Below are 19,223 nucleotides of genomic sequence, written 5' to 3'. Positions count from 1 at the left end.
AAAACAGTATCGCCATGAATCCCGTCATTGTTCAATCATCCGATGGGGTCACGCTGGTTGGTGGTGCGCCGGTCTCTGCTGCGGCCTTCCGACTGGCGCTTTCCCGCGCGCCGCGCCTTGTTGCGGCCGATGGCGGGGCAGACCGCGCGCTGGCCGCGGGCCACCGGCCCGAGGCCGTGATCGGCGATTTCGATTCGATTTCCCATGCCGCCCGCGCCTCCCTTGGCCCTGACCGGCTCTTTCCTATCGCGGAACAGTTGACGACCGATTTCGACAAGGTGTTGCGCTCCGTCGCGGCCCCTTTCACCCTGGCGCTCGGCTTCACCGGGGCGCGGATCGACCATGGGCTTGCCGTGTTCAACACCCTCGTCCGCCAGGCCGACCGGCGCTGCCTCGTCCTCGGGCCGCGCGATGTGGTCTTTCACTGCCCGCCCGCACTGGACCTGCGCCTTTCCCCCGGCGACCGGCTCTCGCTCTTTCCCATGGCCCGCGTCACCGGGCGCAGCACCGGCCTCGAATGGCCCATCGACGGCCTGACCCTCGCCCCCGATGGCATGATCGGCACCTCGAACCGCGTCGCCAGGCGCGAGGTGCGGCTTTCGGTCGATGGCCCCGGCCTGCTGGTGATCCTGCCGCGCGCGCGCCTCGACGCCGCGCTCAGATCGCTTCTGGGGGAAGCGTGGCAGCCGCCGCCGCCCGCTTCGCCTTCGCGCTGACCCGCTCTCGGTGGATGATATAGAGGCCCGAAGACACGATCACCGCGATCCCCGCCCAGGTCATCGGATTGGGGAAATCCCCGAAGATCAGGTATCCCAGCGCCACCGCCGCCACGATCTCGGTGTAATGCAGCGGGGCCAGCGTCGCCGAGGGCGCGTATTTCAGCGCATAGGTCATGCACATATGGCTGACCCCGGCCCAGAACCCTACGCCGAACAGCCACAGCCAGTTCCACCCGCCCGGCATCACCGGGTCCAGTTCCTCCCAGCCGGTGCCGTTGAACAGCACCATCAGCGGTACGCAGATCACGATCCCCGCCAGCGATGTATGCAACTGCATCGTCACCGGATGCATATAGGCCGCCATGGCCCGCGTCACCAGCATGTAGAAGGCGAAGAAGAACGCCGTCCCCAGGGGCCAGAGCGCGACATAGCCGAAAGCCGCCAGCGACGGCTGGATCACCAGCAGCGCCCCTCCGAATCCCACCGCGCTCGCCGCGATCCGGCGCGGCCCCACCTCGTCGCCGAAGATCAGCCGCCCGAGGATCAGCAGGATGAACGGCTCCACAAAGGCGATGGCCAGCGCATCCGCCACCGGCATGACCTCGATGCCGGACACGAAGGAGAAAGTGGAAAGGATCAGGAACACCGCCCGCAGGAAGACAAAGCCCAAAACCCGCGCATCCACCCGCCACGCAAGCCCCATCCACAGCACGATGGGCAGCATCAGCGCCCCCTGCACCACGAAACGCGCGGCGGTGATCTGGCCGACGGGAATGCCGTTCTCCGCCGCCAGCTTGGACGAAACATCCAGCAGCGGCGCCAGCGCACAGAAGCAAAGCATCAGGACGATGCCGGGGAAGATGCGGTCAGGCTGTCGGCTCATGCCCCGTGGCTATCCCCGCCCCTTGCTGCCGTCCATCGCAAAAGCGACATGCGCCGCCGCATCCCCCCTTGCCCTGCCGCCCATCCACCCCCAATCTCCGCCCGTGTGTCACGGAGGTGTGGTGTGCTGGTTCTGCCCAAGGCTCGTCTTGTCTATCTCGCCACGCCCAAGACGGCTTCGCAGGCGATCCGTGCCATGCTCGCCGCGCATTCCGAAACCCCCGAAACCGCGCGGCAGTTCCCGCATCTGAATGCCGCGACCTATGCCCGCCGCTGGGCGCCCTTCCTGAAGGAAACGCTCGGTTTCGCGCCGGAAACCTTTGCCGTGATGCGCGAACCGATGGAACAGATGGAAAGCTGGTTCCGCTACCGCCAGCGCGAGGCCTTGATCGGCCATGCCAATTCCACCCATGGCATGAGCTTCGCCGAATTCGTCGAGGCCCGGCTCTCCGATCCGCAGCCGCCCTTCGCCGCCGTCGGCAGGCAGGACCGGTTCCTCGGCTTTCTCGATGGCGGCCCGCCCGTCACCCATGTCTTCGACTATGCCCGCCTCGACCGGATGATCGCCTTCCTCCAGGGCCGTCTCGGCACCTCGCTCACGCTCGAGGCGCGCAATGTCTCTGCCCCTGCGGCCGCCGGGGCGGCAGACCTGCCGCCCGCCCTCGTGAAACGCTTCCGCACCGCCCATGCCGCCGAATTCGCGCTTTATGCACGGGTGGCCGCCAAGGGCCATCTCATCACCCGCGGCTGAAGGGATCAGCAGTTCGGCACATTCACGGCCAGCCCGCCCAGGCTGGTTTCCTTGTATTTTTCGTGCATGTCCCGCCCCGTCTGGCGCATCGTCTCGATGCAGACATCAAGGCTCACCAGATGGATGCCATCCCCCCGCAGCGCCAGCGACGCGGCGGAAACGGCCTTGATCGCCCCCAGCCCGTTCCTTTCGATGCAGGGCACCTGCACAAGGCCCTTCACCGGATCGCAGGTCATGCCCAGATGATGCTCCAGCGCGATCTCGGCCGCGTTCTCCACCTGCTCGGGCGTGCCGCCCAGCACGGCGCACAGTCCCGCCGCCGCCATCGCCGCCGCCGACCCGACCTCGGCCTGACAGCCGCATTCCGCGCCGCTGATGCTGGCGTTGTGCTTCACCAAACCGCCAATCGCCGCCGCGGTCAGCAGGAATTCCCCCACCCGGCTGGACGAAGCCCCCGGCACATGGTCCAGCCAATAGCGGATCACCGCCGGCACCACCCCCGCCGCGCCATTCGTGGGGGCCGTCACGACCTGCCCGCCCGCCGCGTTCTCCTCGTTCACCGCCATCGCATAAAGCGACATCCAGTCGTTGATCGTATGCGGCGGCGTCATGTTCAGCCCGCGCTCGGCCATCAGAGCATCATGGATGCCCTTGGCCCTGCGCCGCACCTTCAACCCGCCCGGCAGAATGCCTTCGCCCGCCATCCCGCGCGTGATGCAGTCGTTCATCACCTGCCAGATGCGCTCCATCCCCTTGTCCAGCTCGGCAGGCGACCGGAACTTCACCTCATTCGCCCGCTTCATCTGCGCGATGGACAGGCCCGATGCCTTGGCCATCGCCAGCATCTCGTCGGCCTTTTCAAAGGGATAGGGCACATCCGCCCGCGCCTTCGCCTTGCCGCCCCCGGCCTCGGCCATCTCCCCCGCCGTCAGGACGAAACCGCCGCCGATGGAGTAATAGGTTTCCTCCATGATCACGTCGCCCTGCGCGTCCGTGGCCTTCAGGATCATCCCGTTGGCATGGCCGGGCAAGGCCGGGCCGTAATCAAAGACCAGATCGCGCCCCGGATCGAAGGCCATCTCGCCCAGTCCCGGCACCTCGATCACCTTGCGCGCCTTGATCGCCTCCAGCACGGCCTCGGCCTTCGCGGCGTCATAGGTGGCAGGCTCGAACCCCGCGAGCCCAAGGATCGTCGCCCGGTCCGTCGCATGCCCCACCCCGGTAAAGGCAAGCGACCCGTGCAACGAGGCGCGCAAGCCTTTGAAATGGAAGGGCGAGGCGCGCATCTTTTCCAGAAACCGCGCCCCCGCCACCATCGGCCCCATCGTATGGCTGGAGGACGGGCCGACCCCCACCTTGAACATGTCGAAGACAGACAGGAACATGCGGGATCACCCTTCCGGATCGCTGAAGAACCGCCCGCTCAGCCCATTGGCCGCCGCCGCCCGCTGCGTTGCAGGGCGCGCCTCGCAGGCCGTGGCGATGGCGGCCAGCGCCGGATAATCCTGCGCGGAAATGGCAAGATCGGGCGCCCAGGCAAAGGCCCGCATCCAGCGCAGCAGCATGGAAATGTAGATGCCCAGAACCCCCGGCCGATCCGGCGACAGCCAGCCGGGCCGCGTCGCCGCCACAGCCTCCAGCGCCGCCATCCGCTCCACCAGCCGCGCCCGCGCCGCCTCGGCCACGATGCGGGCATGGTCCTCGCTGATCCGGTAGGGATGGATCAGGTCCATCACCGCCGTATGCAGCCCGTTATTGACAAAGACGAACCAGGACAGGAACGCCACCCGTTCCGCCGCGCCCGGCGCAGGCGCCAGCCCGTGCCGCTCGCCCAGATAGAGCAGGATGGCCCCCGTCTCGAACATCGTCCCCTCCGGCGTCTCCATCGCGGGCACAAGGCCCATCGGATGCCGCGCCAGATGGTCGGGCGATTGCAGGTCCCCCGCATCCATGTCCAGAAACACCACCTCATGAGGCACGCCCGCCTCTTCCAGCGCGACATGCACCGCCAGATTCGCGAAATCCTGAACGCCGTAGAGTCTGTACATCACCGCTCCCTTGCCGGACCCGCGCCAGAATGCGCCGCGCCACCATGCCACGTCCTGCGGAAAGCGACATCCGGAAAGCATATTCCGCACATCCCGCCGCCGATCTTCACCGCGCGTTAACCCCGCGCCCCCATCCTCGCCCCCATGTGCCTCTAGAACGGAGCAGCCATGCGCGCCCATTTCCCCCTTCTCCTCCTGCTCGCGGCCCCCGCCGCCGCGCAGGAGGCAGCGATCCTTCCCGCCGCCCTTCCGGCCGAGGCGGCGGAGGCCATCCTCGCCCGCCCCGACCGCTTCGCCGATCTCGCCGCTGACCTGATCCACGGCCATGGGCAGGATGGCGCAATCACGCGCGAGGCCATCGAAACCACCATCGCGCTCGACCGCGCCTTCTTCCGCACCCGCGCCCTGCGCGCCTTCCACGAATCCGATCTCGACGGTGACGGCACCCTTGCCCCGCCCGAACTCGCCGCCCGGGCCGCCACCCTCTCGGCCCCCGCCCGCGCCCGGCTGATGCGCCAGCGCGACGCCGCCGATGCCGATGCCGACGGCACCCTCGCCCCGCCCGAACTCCGCGCCTTCGCCGAGGCCGAGGTGGCCCGCGCCTCCCGCCCACAGGATGAGGCGCTGCTGCGCGCCGTCGCGTCCTTCGACAGCGATGCCGACGGCCGCACCACGCTGGCCGAACTCTCCCGCGCGCTCGGCCCGCTCGCCGCCAACGATTGACCGCCGGGCGGGGCAGGGGGTGGCATTTCGCCCTTACACGCCCCGCCCGCATTGCCTATAAGCAGGGGCAAGCCGTGAAGGAGTTGCCCCATGCCAGCAGAGCTTTCCCCCATCGACAAGGCGAAATTCGTGGCCGCCAAACGCGCCACCGAATTCGTCGAGGATGGCATGAAGCTGGGCCTCGGCACCGGCTCCACCGCCGCTTGGATGGTGCGCTGCCTCGCCGAACGCATCCGGGAAGAGGGGCTGCGCGTCACGGGCGTACCCACCTCCACCCGCACGGCGGAACTGGCGGCCTCCCTCGGCATCCCGATCACCTCGCTCGACGATGCCAAATGGCTCGACCTCACCATCGACGGGGCGGATGAATTCGACCCGCAACTCGCCCTCATCAAGGGCGGCGGCGCGGCGCTCTTGCAGGAAAAGATCGTCGCCACCGCCTCGGACCAGATGATCGTCATCGCCGACATCGCCAAGGAAGTCAGCCAGCTCGGCGCCTTCCCCCTGCCGGTGGAGGTGATCCCCTTCGGCTGGCAGACGACCAAGGCGCTGATCGAGGAAACGCTCGTCTCGCTCGACGTCCTCAACCGCGACTGCACCCTGCGCATGAACGGCGACCGCCCACTGGTGACGGATGAGGCGAATTACATCATCGACCTGCACCTGAAACGCATCGGCAACCCGCGCCAACTGGCGCTCGTCCTGAACCAGATCCCCGGCGTGGTGGAAAACGGCCTCTTCATCGACATCTGCGATATCGTGGTGATCGGCCATGGCGATGGCCGGGTGACCGTGCGCGACATCAATCAGGGCACCGAGGGCGAGGATTTCATCGAATTCGCCCCCTCCGACAACATCTTCGCGGATATGGAATGAGCTTCGACACCGATCTCTTCGTGATCGGCGGCGGCTCGGGCGGCGTCCGCGCCGCGCGCATCGCGGCGGCAGAAGGCGGCGCCCGCGTCATGCTGGCCGAGGAAAGCCGCATGGGCGGCACCTGCGTCATCCGCGGCTGCGTGCCGAAAAAGCTGATGGTCTTCGCCTCCGCCTTCCCCGAGATGATCGAGGATGCCAACGCCTATGGCTGGCGTGTGAAATCCGATGGCTTCGACTGGCCGAAATTCCGCGCATCGCTGGAAGCCGAACTCACCCGGCTCGAAAACGCCTACCGCTCCACCCTCCTGAACGCGGGCGTCACCATCCATGACTGCCGCGCGACCGTGGTCGATCCCCATACCGTGCGGCTCGCCACGGGCGAGACGATCACCACCAAACACATCCTCATCGCCACCGGCGGCTGGCCCTTCGTGCCAGACATTCCCGGCAAGGACCTCGCCATCACCTCGAACGAGGTCTTCCACCTCGACGCCCTGCCGAAACGGGCGCTGGTGGTGGGCGGCGGCTATATCGCCTCGGAATTCGCCTGCATCTTGCACGGGCTGGGCGTCGAGGTCGCGCAATACTACCGCGGCGCGCAGATCCTGCGCGGCTTCGACGATGAATCCCGAGGCCATGTCGCCCATGCCATGCAGGCGCGCGGCATCGCCATCCATTGCGGCACCGATGTGATCCGGCTGGAGAAAACCGCCTCCGGCATCCGCGCCGTCGCCACCGATGGCAGCGAACGGGAATTCGACCTCGTCCTCTATGCCACCGGCCGCCGTCCCAATTCCTCAGGCCTCGGCCTCGAAGACCTCGGCGTGAAATTCGGCCGCAGCGGGCAGATCATCGTGGATGAATGGTCCCAGACCGCCGTCCCCTCGATCTATGCCGTGGGCGACGTGACCGACCGCGTCAACCTGACCCCGGTCGCCATCCGCGAAGGCCATGCCTTCGCCGACACCGTCTTCCGCGGCGTGCCGACGCGGTTCGACCATGACCTCATCCCCTCCGCCGTCTTCACCCAGCCCGAACTGGGCAGCGTCGGCCTGTCGGAAGAGGCCGCGCGCGAGATCGAACCGATCGAGGTCTATGCCGCCACCTTCCGCCCGATGCGGACGCTTTTCGCAGGCCGTCAGGACCGCGTGCTGATGAAACTGATCGTCAGCCAGGCCAGCCGCAAGGTTCTGGGCTGCCACATCGTCGCACCCGAGGCGGGCGAATTGATCCAGCTTGCCGCCATCGCCATCCGCATGGGGGCCACGAAAGAGGATTTCGACCGCACCGTCGCCGTCCATCCGACCATATCGGAGGAACTGGTGACGATGCGAAAGCCCACCAGAAGGGGCTAGACGCGCGGGGCCATGTGCTTGATTTTGGCGCGCGCATACACAGTTAAAGCCGGACGAAGATAAAAAGGGTACGATCAATGGCAGGAAGCGGAGGTCCGTGGGGCGGCGGTGGCGGCCCCGGCGACGATGACCGGAACAATGGCGGACGCGGCGGCGATGACCGTCGCGGTGGCCGCAGGCCCGGCGAAGGCGGCCCCCAGATCCCCGAGATCGACGAGATCATGAAGAAGGGGCAGGAACAGCTCCGTGTTCTGATGGGCGGCAAGAACCGTGGCGGCTTCAACGGCGGTGGCGGCGGCGGGCGTGATCCCGGTGGCCCGATGATCACCAAGCAGGGCCTCCTCCTCGGCGGTCTGGTCGCCGTGGGCCTCTGGGCCTTCATGTCCTTCTACACGGTCCGGCCCGAAGAACGCTCGGTCGAGCTTTTCCTTGGCGAGTTTTCCACCGTGGGCAATCCCGGCCTGAACTTCGCCCCCTGGCCCGTGATCACGGCGGAAATCGTGTCGGTGACGGGCGAACGCACCACCGATATCGGCGCCGTGGGCGACGGGGCGGTGGGCGATGGCCTGATGCTGACCCGCGACCAGAACATCGTCGATATCGGCTTCCAGGTGGTCTGGAACGTGTCGGACCCGGCCGCCTTCCTCTTCAACCTCGCCGATCCCGATGACACGATCCGTGCCGTGTCGGAATCCGCGATGCGCGACATCATCGCCCGGTCAGAGCTTTCGCCCATCCTCAACCGTGACCGGGGCGTCATCGCCTCCGATCTTCAAGCCGGGGTGCAGGCCACGCTCGACAGCTATCAGGCCGGGATCAACGTGATCCGCGTCAACCTGCAACGCGCCGCGCCGCCCCGCGAAGTCATCGACAGCTTCCGCGAAGTGCAGGCCGCCCAGCAGGAACGCGACCGGCTGGAAAAAGAGGCCGACGCCTATGCCAACCGCGTGACCGCAGGCGCAAGGGGGGAAGCCGCCCGCCTTCTGGAAGAGGCCGAGGCCTACCGCGCCCAGGTCGTCAACGTGGCGCAGGGTGAAGCTTCGCGCTTCCTTTCGGTCTATGAGGAATATGTGAAGGCGCCCGACGTGACCCGCCGTCGCATGTATCTGGAAACCATGGAGAAAGTTCTGGGTGGCATGAACAAGGTCATCCTTGACGGCGTGGCCTCCGGCGAAGGCGGCGGTCAGGGCGTGGTGCCTTTCCTGCCGCTCAATGAACTCAACCGTCCGGCCCCTGCCGCAGGTGCCGCCGCGACCGGAGCGACCAACTGATGAAAAGCGCGATCCTTCTTCCCGTCGTCGCCATCCTCGGCGCTGCCGCCCTGTCCTCGCTCTTCATCGTGGACGAACGCGAAAAGGCGCTGGTCCTGCAATTCGGCCAGGTCAAGCAGGTGAAGGAAGAGCCGGGCCTCGGCTTCAAGATCCCGCTGATCCAGGAAGTCGTGCGCTATGACGGCCGCATCCTCGGCCTGCCCACGACCCCGGTCGAAGTCACCATGCTCGACGACCGCCGTCTCGTCGTCGATGCCTTCGCCCGCTGGCGCATCGTCGATCTCGTGGAATTCCGCGAGGCGGTCGGCGCCGGCGGCGAATCGCAGGCGCTCCGCCGTCTGGAAAGCATCATCAACCCGGCAATCCAGCAGGTGCTGGGCTCGGTGAACTCCAACCGCGTGCTGTCCGAAGACCGCACCGCGCTGATGAACCAGATCCGCGACATCGCCCGCGCCCAGGCCTCCAACCTGGGGATCGAGGTGATCGACGTCCGCCTCACCCGCACCGACCTGCCGGAACAGAACCTCGACGCGACCTTCGCCCGGATGCGGGCCGAACGGGAACGCGAGGCGGCGGATGAAATCGCCCGCGGTGGCGAAGCGGCGCAGCGCGTCCGCGCCTCGGCCGACCGGACGGTCGTCGAACTCACCTCCGACGCCCGCCGTCAGGCCGACGTCATCCGAGGCGAGGCCGATGCCGAACGCAACGCCATCTATGCCGAAGCCTTCGGTCGCGATCCGGAATTCTTCGCCTTCACCCGTTCGCTCACCTCTTATGAGCGGGCGTTGCAACCGGGCAATTCCTCCATCGTGATGCAGCCGGACAGCGAATTCTTCGATTACCTTCGCTCCGATGCCGGCCCCGCAGGGCGACCCGCCGCCCCGGCGGAATGACCTGGGTCCTTCTGGGCCTTGGACTGGTGCTTGTGATCGAGGGGCTGGCGCTTGCGCTGGCCCCTTCGCACATCCGGGCCGTGCTGGAATTCCTGGCCTCCCTCCCGCCCGATCGCGCCCGCCTGATCGGCCTTCTCGCCATGACAGGTGGCACGGGCCTCCTCTGGCTGGCTTTCCGCCTGATGGGCTGACCGCGCCCCTCGGCCGCATTCGGCCCTTGAAACATTTCCCCCCGCAGGTTCACATGCTGTTGAGAGGGCGCGACCCGGTTTGCATTGCGTTTCGCGCTGCCTACCTGATGATCGGAAACGTGCTCCGCCGCCCGGCCGGTCAGTGGTACGCGCGGCACCGTGAAACGAAAGGAGTTCGGAGTGCATCCCTCAATCCCGTCCCCTGCGGCCCGCCTCGCCGCGGCACCGCGTCCTGTCCCCCGCGTGTTCCTCGCGCTTGCGCTGGGCCTGTCGCTCGCGCTGGGGTCTGCGCTTGATGTCTCCGCGCGTGGCGCGCCGGAAAGCTTTGCCGATCTGGCCGAACAGATCAGCCCCTCGGTGGTCAACATCACCACCTCTGCCATGGTCGCCGCCCCCACCGATGGCGGCCCGATGGTCCCCGAAGGCTCCCCCTTCGAGGATTTCTTCCGCGATTTCATGAACCCGGAAGGTGGCCCCGGCGGCCCCTCCGAACCCCGCCGGTCCGAGGCGCTGGGATCAGGCTTCGTGATCTCGGAAGACGGCTACATCGTGACGAACAACCACGTCATCGAAGGCGCGGATGAGATCGAGATCGAATTCTTCTCCGGCGACCGGCTGAAGGCCGAAATCGTGGGCAAGGACCCCAAGACCGACATCGCGCTCCTCAAGGTCACCTCCGACGAACCGCTTCCCTACGTCCAGTTCGGCAATTCCGATCTGATGCGCGTGGGCGACTGGGTCATGGCCATGGGCAACCCGCTCGGCCAGGGCTTCTCCGTCTCGGCGGGGATCGTCTCCGCCCGCGGGCGCGAACTGTCCGGCACCTATGACGACTACATCCAGACCGACGCCGCCATCAACCGCGGCAATTCGGGCGGCCCGCTCTTCAACATGGACGGGCAGGTGATCGGCGTGAACACCGCCATCCTGTCGCCCAATGGCGGCTCCATCGGCATCGGCTTCTCGATGGCCTCCAATGTCGTGACCAAGGTGGTCGATCAGCTCCGCGAATTCGGCGAAACCCGCCGCGGCTGGCTCGGCGTCCGCATCCAGGATGTCACCCCCGACGTGGCCGAGGCGATGGGCCTGACCGAAGCCGCCGGCGCCCTCGTGACCGACGTGCCGGAAGGCCCGGCCCGTGACGCGGGCATGCAGGCGGGCGATGTCATCACCACCTTCGACGGCACCGCCATCGCCTCGTCGCGCGACCTGACGCGGCAGGTGGCCGACAGCCCGGTCGGCTCTGCCGTCCCGGTCGTCGTGCTGCGCGACGGGAAATCCACCACGCTCTCCGTCACCCTGGGCCGCCGCGAAGAGGCCGAGGCCGAAGAGGCCGTCCCCGCCGCCGCCGAAGCCCCGGCCGAGCCGCAGAACCTCGAACTGCTCGGCCTGACGCTGGCCCCCGTGACGCCCGAAATCGCCCAGCAGCTCGGCCTGCCCGATGGCAGCGAAGGCCTGGCCGTGACCGCCGTCGATGCGGCCTCCGAAGCCTATGGCAAGGGTCTGCGCGAAGGCGACGTCATCACCGAAGCGGGCCAGCAGCCCGTCGCCCGCCTTCAGGATCTGGAAGATCGGGTGACCGAGGCGCGCGAGGCCGGGCGCAAGTCGCTCCTCCTCCTCGTGCGCCGCGCAGGCGACCCGCGCTTCGTGGCGCTCTCCATCGAAGAGGGCGCGGCGGAACAGTGATCCCGCCTCTGGCGGGTCAAGGAAAGGGGCGGCGGGGCAACCCGCCGCCCCTTTGCCATGGTCACAACTCGTCCAGACCGACCGGCAGCAGCCCCAGATCCCGCGCCGCCGCCAGCGACAGGAGCGGGCTGTCCAACCCCCGGTCCGCCTGGAACCGCCGCACCGCATCGCGCGTGCCGTCATCCATCTGCGCCGTCAGCGGCAGCAGGTAATAGCCCCGCGCCTTCAGCGCGCGTTGCAGGCTGGCCACGAAATCCACCGTGTAATCCGCAGGGCAGGGGGCGCGGAACCAGACTTCCTCGCGGTCCTGCACGATGCGGGCGCGGGTATCGGTGCGATAGCTGGCCGGGGTCAGGATGCGGCCTTCGGCATCCCTCTCTTCCGGGGTCACCACCACCTGTTCGGTCACCGTCTCGATCACCGCAGGCGTCACGTCGCTTTCCCAGCAGGCCCCTTCGGGCCGGGCGGGCGGCCCCGGTCGATCCAGCCGCACCACTTCCGCCGAAAGGTCCAGCCGTCCGGGCGCCTTCGGCACCCCCGTCCCCTGGCAGGCAGCCAGTGCCGCCACCGCAAGGCCAAGACCCATCACTGCCCGTTTCATGCCACCTCGCTGCCCGTCCGGTTCGCCCGGATCACGGTTCGGCACCATAACGGCAAAGCGCCCGGCCCGAAAGCCCGCAGGGCCGCATGTCAGGGCTGATCGGCGGCCCGCACCCCGTCATGCCGGAAATCGGGACGCAGAAGCTGATCCAGCATCGCCGAAAGATCCTCGATCCCCTCGGCCACCACATGCACCACGCCCGCCTCGCGCTGCACCCGGCCCGTCACCCGCAGCATCCGCCCCGCGATCACCGCGCGGCGGAACCGTTCATAGACCTTCGCCCAGACGACCACATTGCAGGTGCCCGTCTCATCCTCCAGCGTGATGAAGATCACCCCCTTCGCCGTGCCGGGCCGCTGCCGCACCAGCACCAGCCCCGCCACGCAGACCCGCGCCCCTGCCGGCGGCTCGTCCAGCCGCGCCGCCACCAGCGCCGAAGGCGGGCGCGGCCAGTCGCCGGGACGGCGGTCACGCGCCAGCCATTGCCGGGCGGGCAGGGCAGGGGCTCCGGGCCGGGCGGGGGGCAGGGCGGGGGTCAGCCATGGGGTCATGAGAACAAAGATAGAACATCCTTCGCTTCAGGGCAAGCGCCCGGCCGCACCGTTGCAGGGGGGCTGTCTGCCCCCCTCTTGGCGCCTTGCGCCAATTCACCCCCCGAGGATATTTCTCGACAGAAAGTGGGGGCAGGGGGCGTTAACCTTAACGCGGACCGCTTCCCCGGCCCCGCCGCCAACCCCCCCCGTCCACTGACCCCACTGGCAAATCCGCCCCGGATGGCCTATCTGGGCGTCAGGAAACGCGTGTCTGGCGAAACTGGTAGGGCTTGAATGGCAAAGATCACCTATGTGGAACACGGCGGCAAGGAACATGTGGTCGAGGTGGCGACCGGCCTCACCGTGATGGAAGGCGCCCGCGACAACGGCATCCCGGGCATCGAGGCCGATTGCGGCGGCGCCTGCGCCTGCTCCACCTGCCATGTCTATGTCGATCCGGCCTGGGTGGACCGCCTGCCCAAGAAGGACAGCATGGAAGAGGACATGCTCGATTTCGCCTGGAATCCCGATCCGGTCCGCTCGCGCCTGACCTGCCAGTTGAAGGTCAGCGATGCGCTGGACGGGCTGCGCGTCCAGATGCCCGAAAAGCAGATCTGATCCCCGCCGCGCCGTCCTTCGGGGCGGCGCTCACTGCACCTTGCGGGCGGGCAGGAAGGGCAGGGGGGCCACCGGCACCCCCTCCTCGATCAGCTTCTTCGCCTCCTCCGGCCGCGCCTCGCCATGGATGGATCGCTCCGGCGCCTCGCCCTGATGGATGCGCCGCGCCTCGGCGACGAAGTTCATGCCGACATATTCGGAATTTTCCTCGACCTGCTTCTTCAGCGCCGCGATGGCCTGTTCCATCGGCGTCTCCGCCCCGCGCAGCGGCCCCGCCTCCTCGCGCGCCGGGCGCACAGCCGGGGCCATCAGCGCCTTCTCCACCACCACCGACCCGCAGACCGGGCAGGACACATGGCCCGCCGCCTTCAGGGACTCATAGGCCGCACCCGAGGGGAACCAGCTTTCAAAGCCGTGGTCCTGGTCGCATTTCAGGCTGAAACGGATCATCGCGGATCACCGAAGGGCTGCATGGTCGGGCCTTGGGTCGTCATGGGCAGGTCTGTCGCTGCGGTCTTGTCCGGTTCCTCAGGGGCGGAGCTAAAGGCCCCGGCCGCGCAGTCAAGACCGGATTTCAGGCAGATGCAACCGCGTCCGGCTGCAACGCGGCGGGGTCGCTGGCCAGATGCAGAAGCAGCGCCCGCAATTCCGGTTCCGCCACCAGCCGCGCGGCCCGTTCGGCGCTGAACCAGCGCCGCCGCCGTTCGGCCCGTTCCGGAAAGCGTGCCGCCAGCCGCGCCACCTTCAGCGGATAGACCGACACCACGCAGGGCAGCGCCTCCTTGGACTTGCGCGCCTTGTCATAGGAATAAAGACCCAGCGCCGCACCGGCGCTTTCACCCGTAACCCCGGCCTCTTCCCAGGCTTCCAGCGCCGCCGCCTCTTCCGGCCGCTTGTCGGCCATGGGCCAGCCCTTGGGAATGACCCAGCGCCCGGTATCGCGGCTGGTGATCAACAGAACCTCCACCCGCCCCCGATGCATGCGCCAGCACAGCGCACCGTACTGGCTGCGCGGCCCGTCTTCGCCAAGGCCAAACATCTGGCTGTTGCCGCTGCCTTTCATCATCCCGCCCGATCGTTCGATCCGGTTCTTGTCCGGGGTTCCTGCTCTGCCGACAATATGGCATGGCTTGTGACCAAACACCAAGAAAAACACGGAAATTTGTCCGGACCGCGGCAAGACATGGCCATTCGGCACGGCCCTGCGCGCCCGTCCCCGCCCGCGCAGAGTTGATTTGACCCGCGCGCCGCCCGGTTTATCTCCCGGCCATCACAGCTTTCGAGACATCCGATTATGCCCCGCGCCCGCCTCTTTCCCTCTGCCCTCGTCACCGCCCTGGCCGCCCTCCTGCCTGTGGCCGCCTTCGCCGGGTTCAGCTTTCCCTCCATCGACGGCGGCACGATCGACCTCGATGCCTTCAAGGGCCGCCCCGTCCTTGTCGTGAACACCGCCTCGCTCTGCGGTTTTGCCGACCAGTTCGACGATCTCCAGGCGCTGCATGACAGCTATGCCGACCGTGGCCTCGTCGTCCTTGCCGTGCCCTCCGACGATTTCCGCCAGGAACTCGCCTCCGCGGAAGAGGTGAAGGAATTCTGCGCCGTCAATTTCGACCTCACCATCCCGATGACCGACATCACCCCCGTCACCGGGGCAGAGGCGCATCCCTTCTACAAATGGCTGGCCGAAACCGAAGGCTTCACCCCGGCCTGGAACTTCAACAAGGTGCTGCTGGATGGCGAGGGTGCCGTCGTCGCCACCTGGGGCAGCGTGATGCGCCCCACCGCCCGCCCCGTGACCGACCGGATCGAGGCGCTGCTGCCGTGACATCCCCCCTGCCGGGGCCGCTCTTCTTCGGCTCCGCCATCTATCGCGGCTCCAGCTACGGGCGGCACCACCCCCTCCGCGTGCCGCGCGTCTCGACCGTGATGGATCTCGCCACGGCCCTCGGCTGGCTTCCCCCCCAGCACTACCGGCAAAGCCCGCGCGCCAAGCCCGCCGCGCTGACCGCCTACCACACCCCCGCCTATCTCGCCGCCCTCCAGCAGGCCGAGGCGACGGGCACCGTCGATGACGACACCCGCCGCCGCCACCATCTGGGCACGACCTCGAACCCGGTGTTCCCCGAGATGTTCCGCCGCCCCGCGACCGGCGCCGGCGGCGTGATGCTGGCCGCCGAACTGCTGGCCAGCCATGCCACGGGCGCGATCCACGTCCCCGGCGGTGGCACCCATCACGGCCTGCCGGACCGCGCCAACGGCTTTTGCTACCTCAACGACCCTGTGCTTGCCCTCATGGCCCTTCGCCGCGCCGGGCTCACCCGCCTCGCCTATGTCGATCTCGACGCCCATCACCCCGACGGCGTGGAACCCGCCTTCGCGGGCGACCCCGACCTTCTGATGATCTCGGTGCATGAGGAAAACCGCTGGCCCTTCACCGGGGCGCTGACGGATGATGCGGGCGGCAATGCCTTCAACCTGCCCGTCCCGCGCGGCTACAATGATACCGAGGCGCGCGCCGTCCTGCACGGCCTCATCCTGCCCCGCCTCGCCGCCCATGCGCCGCAGGCCATCGTCCTGCAAGCCGGGGCCGATAGCCTGCTGGAAGACCCGCTTTCCCGCCTCGCCCTCTCCAACCGCGCCTATCTGGAGGCGCTCACCGAAATCCGCCCCCTTGCCCCGCGCCTCCTGCTGCTCGGTGGGGGCGGTTACAACCCGTGGTCCGTGGGGCGCTGCTGGACGGCGCTCTGGGCCAGGCTCGCTGGGCTGGAAATCCCCGACCGCCTGCCCGAAGATGCGGCCGATATCCTGCGCGCCCTCTCCTGGGGGGGCGGCACCCGCCCGGCCCCGGAACCGCACATGACCGAAACCCTGCTCGATCCCCCGCGCGAAGGCCCCGTCCGACCCGAGATCACCACCCGCCTCGCCCATCTGGCCCGCCGATGATCCGCGCCTTCCTCGCCCTTCCCCTGCCGGACCCGGTCCTGTCCGCCCTCCGCGTGCAGCAATTCCTGCTGCCCCTCCCGCAAAAGACCGATCCCGACAGCTTCCACCTCACCCTCGTCTTCCTCGGCGAACAGCCCGAACCCGTCCTCCACGCCGCCCATGAGCGCTTCGCCGAGGTCCGCCTCCCGCCCTTCCCCCTGTCGCTGCAATCCCTTGGCCTCTTCGGCGGCGCGAAACCCCGCGCGGCCTGGGCGGGCGTCGCGCCCTCTGAACCTCTCACCCGCCTTCAGGCCAAACTCGACCACGCCGCCCGCAGCGCCGGGATCGCCACCGAAAGCCGCCGCTTCACCCCCCATGTCACGCTGGGCCGTTTCCCCCCGCCGCCACCCGAGGAATGCTTCCGCCTCGAACGCGCCATCGCGCAGGGCAGCAGCTTCACCACCCCCGAATGGGTGGTGGACCATTTCTGCCTTTACGAATCCCGCCTGACGAAACGCGGCAGCGTCTATTCCGAACTCGCCCGCTACGATCTTTAGTCGCGGCTAAAGAACCGGCACCCGCCGCCCCGGCCAATCCGTCGCCAGATGGTACTGCTGCCCCATGGCCAGCACCTTCGCATCCGTCCCGAAGGCCCCGAAGACCTGCATCCCCATCGGCAGGCCCTGCGCCCCAAAGCCCACCGGCACATTCAACGACGGCAACCCGGCAAGGCTCACCGGGATGACCACCTCCATCCAGCGGTGATAGGTGTCCATCGCCCGGCCCTCGATCGCCTGAGGCCAGCGCCACTCCGCCGGAAAGGGCCAGACCTGCGCCGATGGCATCACCAGCGCGTCGAACGTGCGGAACAGCCTCGCCACCCGCGCATACCATTTCGACCGAATCACGCTCGCCGCATGAAACTCCGCCGCCGTCACCTTCGACCCTTGGTCGATTTCCCAAAGGCTCTCCGGCTTAATCAGCGCGCGCTTGGCCGGGTCCGCCGCCATCGCCTGCTTGTCGCCCGCATTCAGCATGGCCCGGATCGTCGTCCAGGCGAACCACAGCTTTTCCGCCGGGAAGGGCGGGGCGACCGGTTCCACCACCGCCCCCATCCCCTCAAACACGCGCAAACCCTCTTCGCATAACTCCAAAATCCCCGGCTCGAAAGGATAGGCCCCGCCCCAATCGCCCAGCCAGCCGATGCGCTTGCCCCGCATCTCCATCGCCAGAAGGTCACCGAACGGCTCCGACTCCCGCCCGAAAGGCACTTCCGGGTTTACCCCCGCCTGCACCTCCAGCAGCCGCGCCACATCCTCCACCGTCCGCGCCATCGGCCCTTCGGTGGCCATGGTGGCAAGGAAAGTATCCCCCACCGCATCGGCAGGCACCAATCCGTAACTCGGCCGAAAGCCATAGACATTGCAGAAGGCCGCCGGATTGCGCAGCGATCCCATCATGTCCGACCCGTCCGCCACGGCCACCATCCGGGTCGCCAGCGCCGCCGCCGCGCCCCCCGACGATCCCCCCGCCGTGCGCGTCAGGTCATAGGGGTTGCGCGTCACCCCATGCACCGGGTTGAAGGAATGGCTCCCATGCCCCCATTCCGGCGTGTTCGTCTTGCCGATGAAGATCGCCCCCGCCGCCCGCATCCGCGCCGCCAGCAGGTCATCCGCCGCAGGCACATGATCGGCATAGATCGGCGACCCCCAGGTCGTCCGCATCCCCTTGACCGCCACCAGATCCTTCACCGCCAGCGGAATGCCATGCAGCCAACCCGCAGGCACCGCATCATCCGCCGCCCGCGCCTGATCCATCAGCACATCCGCATCCGGCATCGACACGATGGCATTCACCGCGCCATTGACGGCAGCGACCCGTGCCAGCGTCGCCTCCATCACCTCCGACGGCTTCACCTCCCGCGCTGCGATCAGACGGGACAGGGTGCTGGCCGACAGCGCACAAAGATCATCCATCTTCATCTTGGGAAAAATACTCCGGGGGTTTGGGGGCAGGGGCCCCAATTGGAACGGGCGCGGGCGAAGGCCCGCGCCCGTGACCTGAAGAAACGTGCCGCAGCCCCTGGCCGCGGCACTCGGGCAGATCACTTCTGCAACTCGGTCCAGATCGCGGTGATGTATTCCTGCGCTTTGCCCGTGCAGGTCGGCAGGAACACGCCATTGCCCGCGAATTCCGCCGGGATCACCACTTCCGGCGCCGTCTTCATGTCTTCCGGCATGAAGGCCTCCGATCCGGCGATCCCGTTCGCATAGCGCGCGAAGGCCGAGATCATCGCCGCATTCTCCGGCACCATGATGAAGTCGAGGAACTTGTAAGCCTCTTCCACATTCTGCGCATCGGCCAGCAGGGCGACCGAATCCATGAACAGCGGATAGCCTTCCTTCGGATAGCCATAGGCCACCGTCGGATTGGCCAGACGCGCCCGCATGGTGGACCCGTTCCAGTTCACCGACCCCGCCCAGTCGCCATTCGACAGCCGCTCGGTCGCGCCGTAATCCATGCTGATCCAATGCGGCTTTGCCGCGACCAGCAGGTCGCGCGCCTTCTTCAGGACTTCGGGATCTTCCGAACAGGGCTCGCCGCCTGCATACATGGTGGCCATGGCCACGATGTCGTTCATCTCGGGCACCACGTTGATCTTGCCCTTCAACTCATCCGGCACTTCCAGCCAGACGGCGCTGGTATTGATGTCACCCGAATAGACGGCGGTATCCACCGCCACCCCGGTCGATCCCCATTGCCACGGCACCGTATGGGTCCGGCCCGGATCCCAGCTCACATCCCGCCATTCCGGCGCGATATTGGCATGGTTCGGCAGCTTCGACAGGTCCAGCGGAACGATCAGCCCCTTCTCCACCCAGATCGGCACATAGTTGGCCGACGGCACCACCAGATCAAAGCCATGCCCGCCCGCCTCGACCTTGGCCAGCGCGGTGTCATTGCTGTCATAGTCGGTCACCGTGACGGTGATCCCCGTCTCGGCCTTGAACTTCTCCAGCAGTTCCGGAGAGGTGTAGTTCCCCCAGTTGTACAGGTTCAGTTGCCCCTCCGCCTGCGCGATGGCACTCGTCGCCATCAGCAGCGCGGTCGCGGTCAGAAGTTTCTTCATTGCAGTCGCTCCCATGTTGAAGTC

Annotated in this window: 22 protein-coding genes; 13 read left to right on the top strand and 9 right to left on the bottom strand. The window is 67.6% G+C overall.

Annotated elements, in window-relative coordinates; all coding sequences use genetic code 11:
* Nucleotides 1-14 precede the first annotated feature (14 nt).
* On the top strand, nucleotides 15-716 hold the full coding sequence (locus C0V75_RS17465; RefSeq protein ID WP_101922466.1) for a thiamine diphosphokinase: 702 nt from the start codon (nucleotides 15-17) through the stop codon (nucleotides 714-716).
* Here the strand turns inward: C0V75_RS17465 and C0V75_RS17460 are convergent.
* Nucleotides 658-1,602 (bottom strand): DMT family transporter, encoded by a 945-nt coding sequence (locus C0V75_RS17460; RefSeq protein WP_101922253.1) that lies wholly within the window; start codon nucleotides 1,600-1,602, stop codon nucleotides 658-660. The two genes, C0V75_RS17465 and C0V75_RS17460, sit on opposite strands and share 59 nt — an antisense overlap.
* A 123-nt stretch (nucleotides 1,603-1,725) precedes the next feature.
* Between C0V75_RS17460 and C0V75_RS17455 the strand changes: the two genes are divergently transcribed.
* Complete coding sequence (locus C0V75_RS17455) at nucleotides 1,726-2,352, top strand: sulfotransferase family 2 domain-containing protein (protein WP_101922252.1); 627 nt, start codon at nucleotides 1,726-1,728, stop codon at nucleotides 2,350-2,352.
* A 5-nt stretch (nucleotides 2,353-2,357) separates the two neighbouring features.
* On the opposite strand, the gene C0V75_RS17450 is transcribed toward C0V75_RS17455, so the two are convergent.
* Nucleotides 2,358-3,737, bottom strand: coding sequence for an L-serine ammonia-lyase (locus tag C0V75_RS17450; protein ID WP_101922251.1), 1,380 nt, complete (start codon nucleotides 3,735-3,737; stop codon nucleotides 2,358-2,360).
* Nucleotides 3,738-3,743: 6 nt separating this feature from the next.
* Nucleotides 3,744-4,400 carry a glutathione S-transferase family protein gene (locus tag C0V75_RS17445; RefSeq protein ID WP_158241869.1) on the bottom strand — a complete coding sequence of 219 codons (657 nt, stop codon included), beginning with the start codon at nucleotides 4,398-4,400 and terminating at the stop codon, nucleotides 3,744-3,746.
* 168 nt (nucleotides 4,401-4,568) lie between these two features.
* Here C0V75_RS17445 and C0V75_RS23050 point away from each other — a divergent pair, with 168 nt between their 5' ends.
* The 7 genes from C0V75_RS23050 to C0V75_RS17410 all read left to right on the top strand — a co-directional run bounded on the left by C0V75_RS23050 (nucleotide 4,569) and on the right by C0V75_RS17410 (nucleotide 11,395).
* Nucleotides 4,569-5,123, top strand: a complete 555-nt coding sequence (locus C0V75_RS23050; protein ID WP_158241868.1) for a hypothetical protein — start codon at nucleotides 4,569-4,571, stop codon at nucleotides 5,121-5,123.
* 90 nt (nucleotides 5,124-5,213) lie between these two features.
* Entirely contained in the window at nucleotides 5,214-5,999 is a 786-nt protein-coding gene (gene rpiA / locus C0V75_RS17435; protein ID WP_101922248.1) for a ribose-5-phosphate isomerase RpiA, read from the top strand.
* Entirely contained in the window at nucleotides 5,996-7,354 is a 1,359-nt protein-coding gene (gene gor, locus C0V75_RS17430; RefSeq protein WP_101922247.1) for a glutathione-disulfide reductase, read from the top strand. The genes rpiA and gor overlap by 4 nt, the downstream gene beginning before the upstream one ends.
* A 77-nt stretch (nucleotides 7,355-7,431) precedes the next feature.
* Nucleotides 7,432-8,625 carry an FtsH protease activity modulator HflK gene (gene hflK, locus C0V75_RS17425; RefSeq protein WP_101922246.1) on the top strand — a complete coding sequence of 398 codons (1,194 nt, stop codon included), beginning with the start codon at nucleotides 7,432-7,434 and terminating at the stop codon, nucleotides 8,623-8,625.
* Nucleotides 8,625-9,518, top strand: coding sequence for a protease modulator HflC (gene hflC / locus C0V75_RS17420; RefSeq protein WP_371410704.1), 894 nt, complete (start codon nucleotides 8,625-8,627; stop codon nucleotides 9,516-9,518). Before hflK ends, hflC begins: the two co-directional genes overlap by 1 nt.
* Complete coding sequence (locus C0V75_RS17415) at nucleotides 9,515-9,709, top strand: DUF2065 domain-containing protein (protein ID WP_101922244.1); 195 nt, start codon at nucleotides 9,515-9,517, stop codon at nucleotides 9,707-9,709. Before hflC ends, C0V75_RS17415 begins: the two co-directional genes overlap by 4 nt.
* 180 nt (nucleotides 9,710-9,889) lie before the next feature.
* Entirely contained in the window at nucleotides 9,890-11,395 is a 1,506-nt protein-coding gene (locus C0V75_RS17410; RefSeq protein WP_371410703.1) for a DegQ family serine endoprotease, read from the top strand.
* A 61-nt stretch (nucleotides 11,396-11,456) separates the two neighbouring features.
* On the opposite strand, the gene C0V75_RS17405 is transcribed toward C0V75_RS17410, so the two are convergent.
* Together C0V75_RS17405 and C0V75_RS17400 are read right to left on the bottom strand one after the other, a co-directional pair.
* The gene (locus C0V75_RS17405; protein ID WP_101922242.1) at nucleotides 11,457-11,996 is read right to left on the bottom strand and encodes a peptidoglycan-binding protein; all 540 of its coding nucleotides are present in this window, start codon (nucleotides 11,994-11,996) and stop codon (nucleotides 11,457-11,459) included.
* An 89-nt stretch (nucleotides 11,997-12,085) separates the two neighbouring features.
* On the bottom strand, nucleotides 12,086-12,547 hold the full coding sequence (locus C0V75_RS17400; protein WP_101922241.1) for an OB-fold nucleic acid binding domain-containing protein: 462 nt from the start codon (nucleotides 12,545-12,547) through the stop codon (nucleotides 12,086-12,088).
* Nucleotides 12,548-12,823: 276 nt separating this feature from the next.
* Here C0V75_RS17400 and C0V75_RS17395 point away from each other — a divergent pair, with 276 nt between their 5' ends.
* Nucleotides 12,824-13,147: a 2Fe-2S iron-sulfur cluster-binding protein gene (locus tag C0V75_RS17395; protein WP_101922240.1), complete on the top strand. Its 324-nt coding sequence runs from the start codon at nucleotides 12,824-12,826 to the stop codon at nucleotides 13,145-13,147.
* A 30-nt stretch (nucleotides 13,148-13,177) separates the two neighbouring features.
* Here C0V75_RS17395 and C0V75_RS17390 read toward each other — a convergent pair whose 3' ends face one another.
* Both C0V75_RS17390 and C0V75_RS17385 read right to left on the bottom strand, forming a co-directional pair.
* Nucleotides 13,178-13,597 carry a DUF1178 family protein gene (locus C0V75_RS17390; RefSeq protein ID WP_101922239.1) on the bottom strand — a complete coding sequence of 140 codons (420 nt, stop codon included), beginning with the start codon at nucleotides 13,595-13,597 and terminating at the stop codon, nucleotides 13,178-13,180.
* Nucleotides 13,598-13,721: 124 nt separating this feature from the next.
* Entirely contained in the window at nucleotides 13,722-14,213 is a 492-nt protein-coding gene (locus tag C0V75_RS17385) for an NUDIX hydrolase (RefSeq protein ID WP_371410702.1), read from the bottom strand.
* Nucleotides 14,214-14,441: 228 nt separating this feature from the next.
* On the opposite strand from C0V75_RS17385, the gene C0V75_RS17380 reads away from it, so the two are divergent.
* From C0V75_RS17380 to thpR, 3 genes are read left to right on the top strand one after another with little or no spacing between them, the layout of a single operon-like run.
* Nucleotides 14,442-14,972, top strand: a complete 531-nt coding sequence (locus C0V75_RS17380; RefSeq protein WP_143710445.1) for a glutathione peroxidase — start codon at nucleotides 14,442-14,444, stop codon at nucleotides 14,970-14,972.
* A complete protein-coding gene (locus C0V75_RS17375; RefSeq protein WP_254216514.1) occupies nucleotides 14,969-16,090 on the top strand; it encodes an acetoin utilization protein AcuC in 1,122 nt (373 codons plus the stop codon). Before C0V75_RS17380 ends, C0V75_RS17375 begins: the two co-directional genes overlap by 4 nt.
* Nucleotides 16,087-16,626 (top strand): RNA 2',3'-cyclic phosphodiesterase, encoded by a 540-nt coding sequence (thpR, locus tag C0V75_RS17370; RefSeq protein ID WP_101922237.1) that lies wholly within the window; start codon nucleotides 16,087-16,089, stop codon nucleotides 16,624-16,626. The genes C0V75_RS17375 and thpR overlap by 4 nt, the downstream gene beginning before the upstream one ends.
* A gap of 6 nt (nucleotides 16,627-16,632) precedes the next feature.
* Here thpR and C0V75_RS17365 read toward each other — a convergent pair whose 3' ends face one another.
* On the bottom strand, nucleotides 16,633-18,045 hold the full coding sequence (locus tag C0V75_RS17365) for an amidase (protein WP_173861094.1): 1,413 nt from the start codon (nucleotides 18,043-18,045) through the stop codon (nucleotides 16,633-16,635).
* A gap of 128 nt (nucleotides 18,046-18,173) precedes the next feature.
* Nucleotides 18,174-19,199 carry an extracellular solute-binding protein gene (locus tag C0V75_RS17360; protein WP_101922235.1) on the bottom strand — a complete coding sequence of 342 codons (1,026 nt, stop codon included), beginning with the start codon at nucleotides 19,197-19,199 and terminating at the stop codon, nucleotides 18,174-18,176.
* Between the last annotated feature and the right edge of the window lie 24 nt (nucleotides 19,200-19,223).

Source organism: Tabrizicola sp. TH137 (assembly GCF_002855575.1).
GTDB lineage: Bacteria > Pseudomonadota > Alphaproteobacteria > Rhodobacterales > Rhodobacteraceae > Paragemmobacter.
Note: the sequence above shows the minus strand (reverse complement) of the source record. Positions and strands in the feature narration are given on the sequence as shown.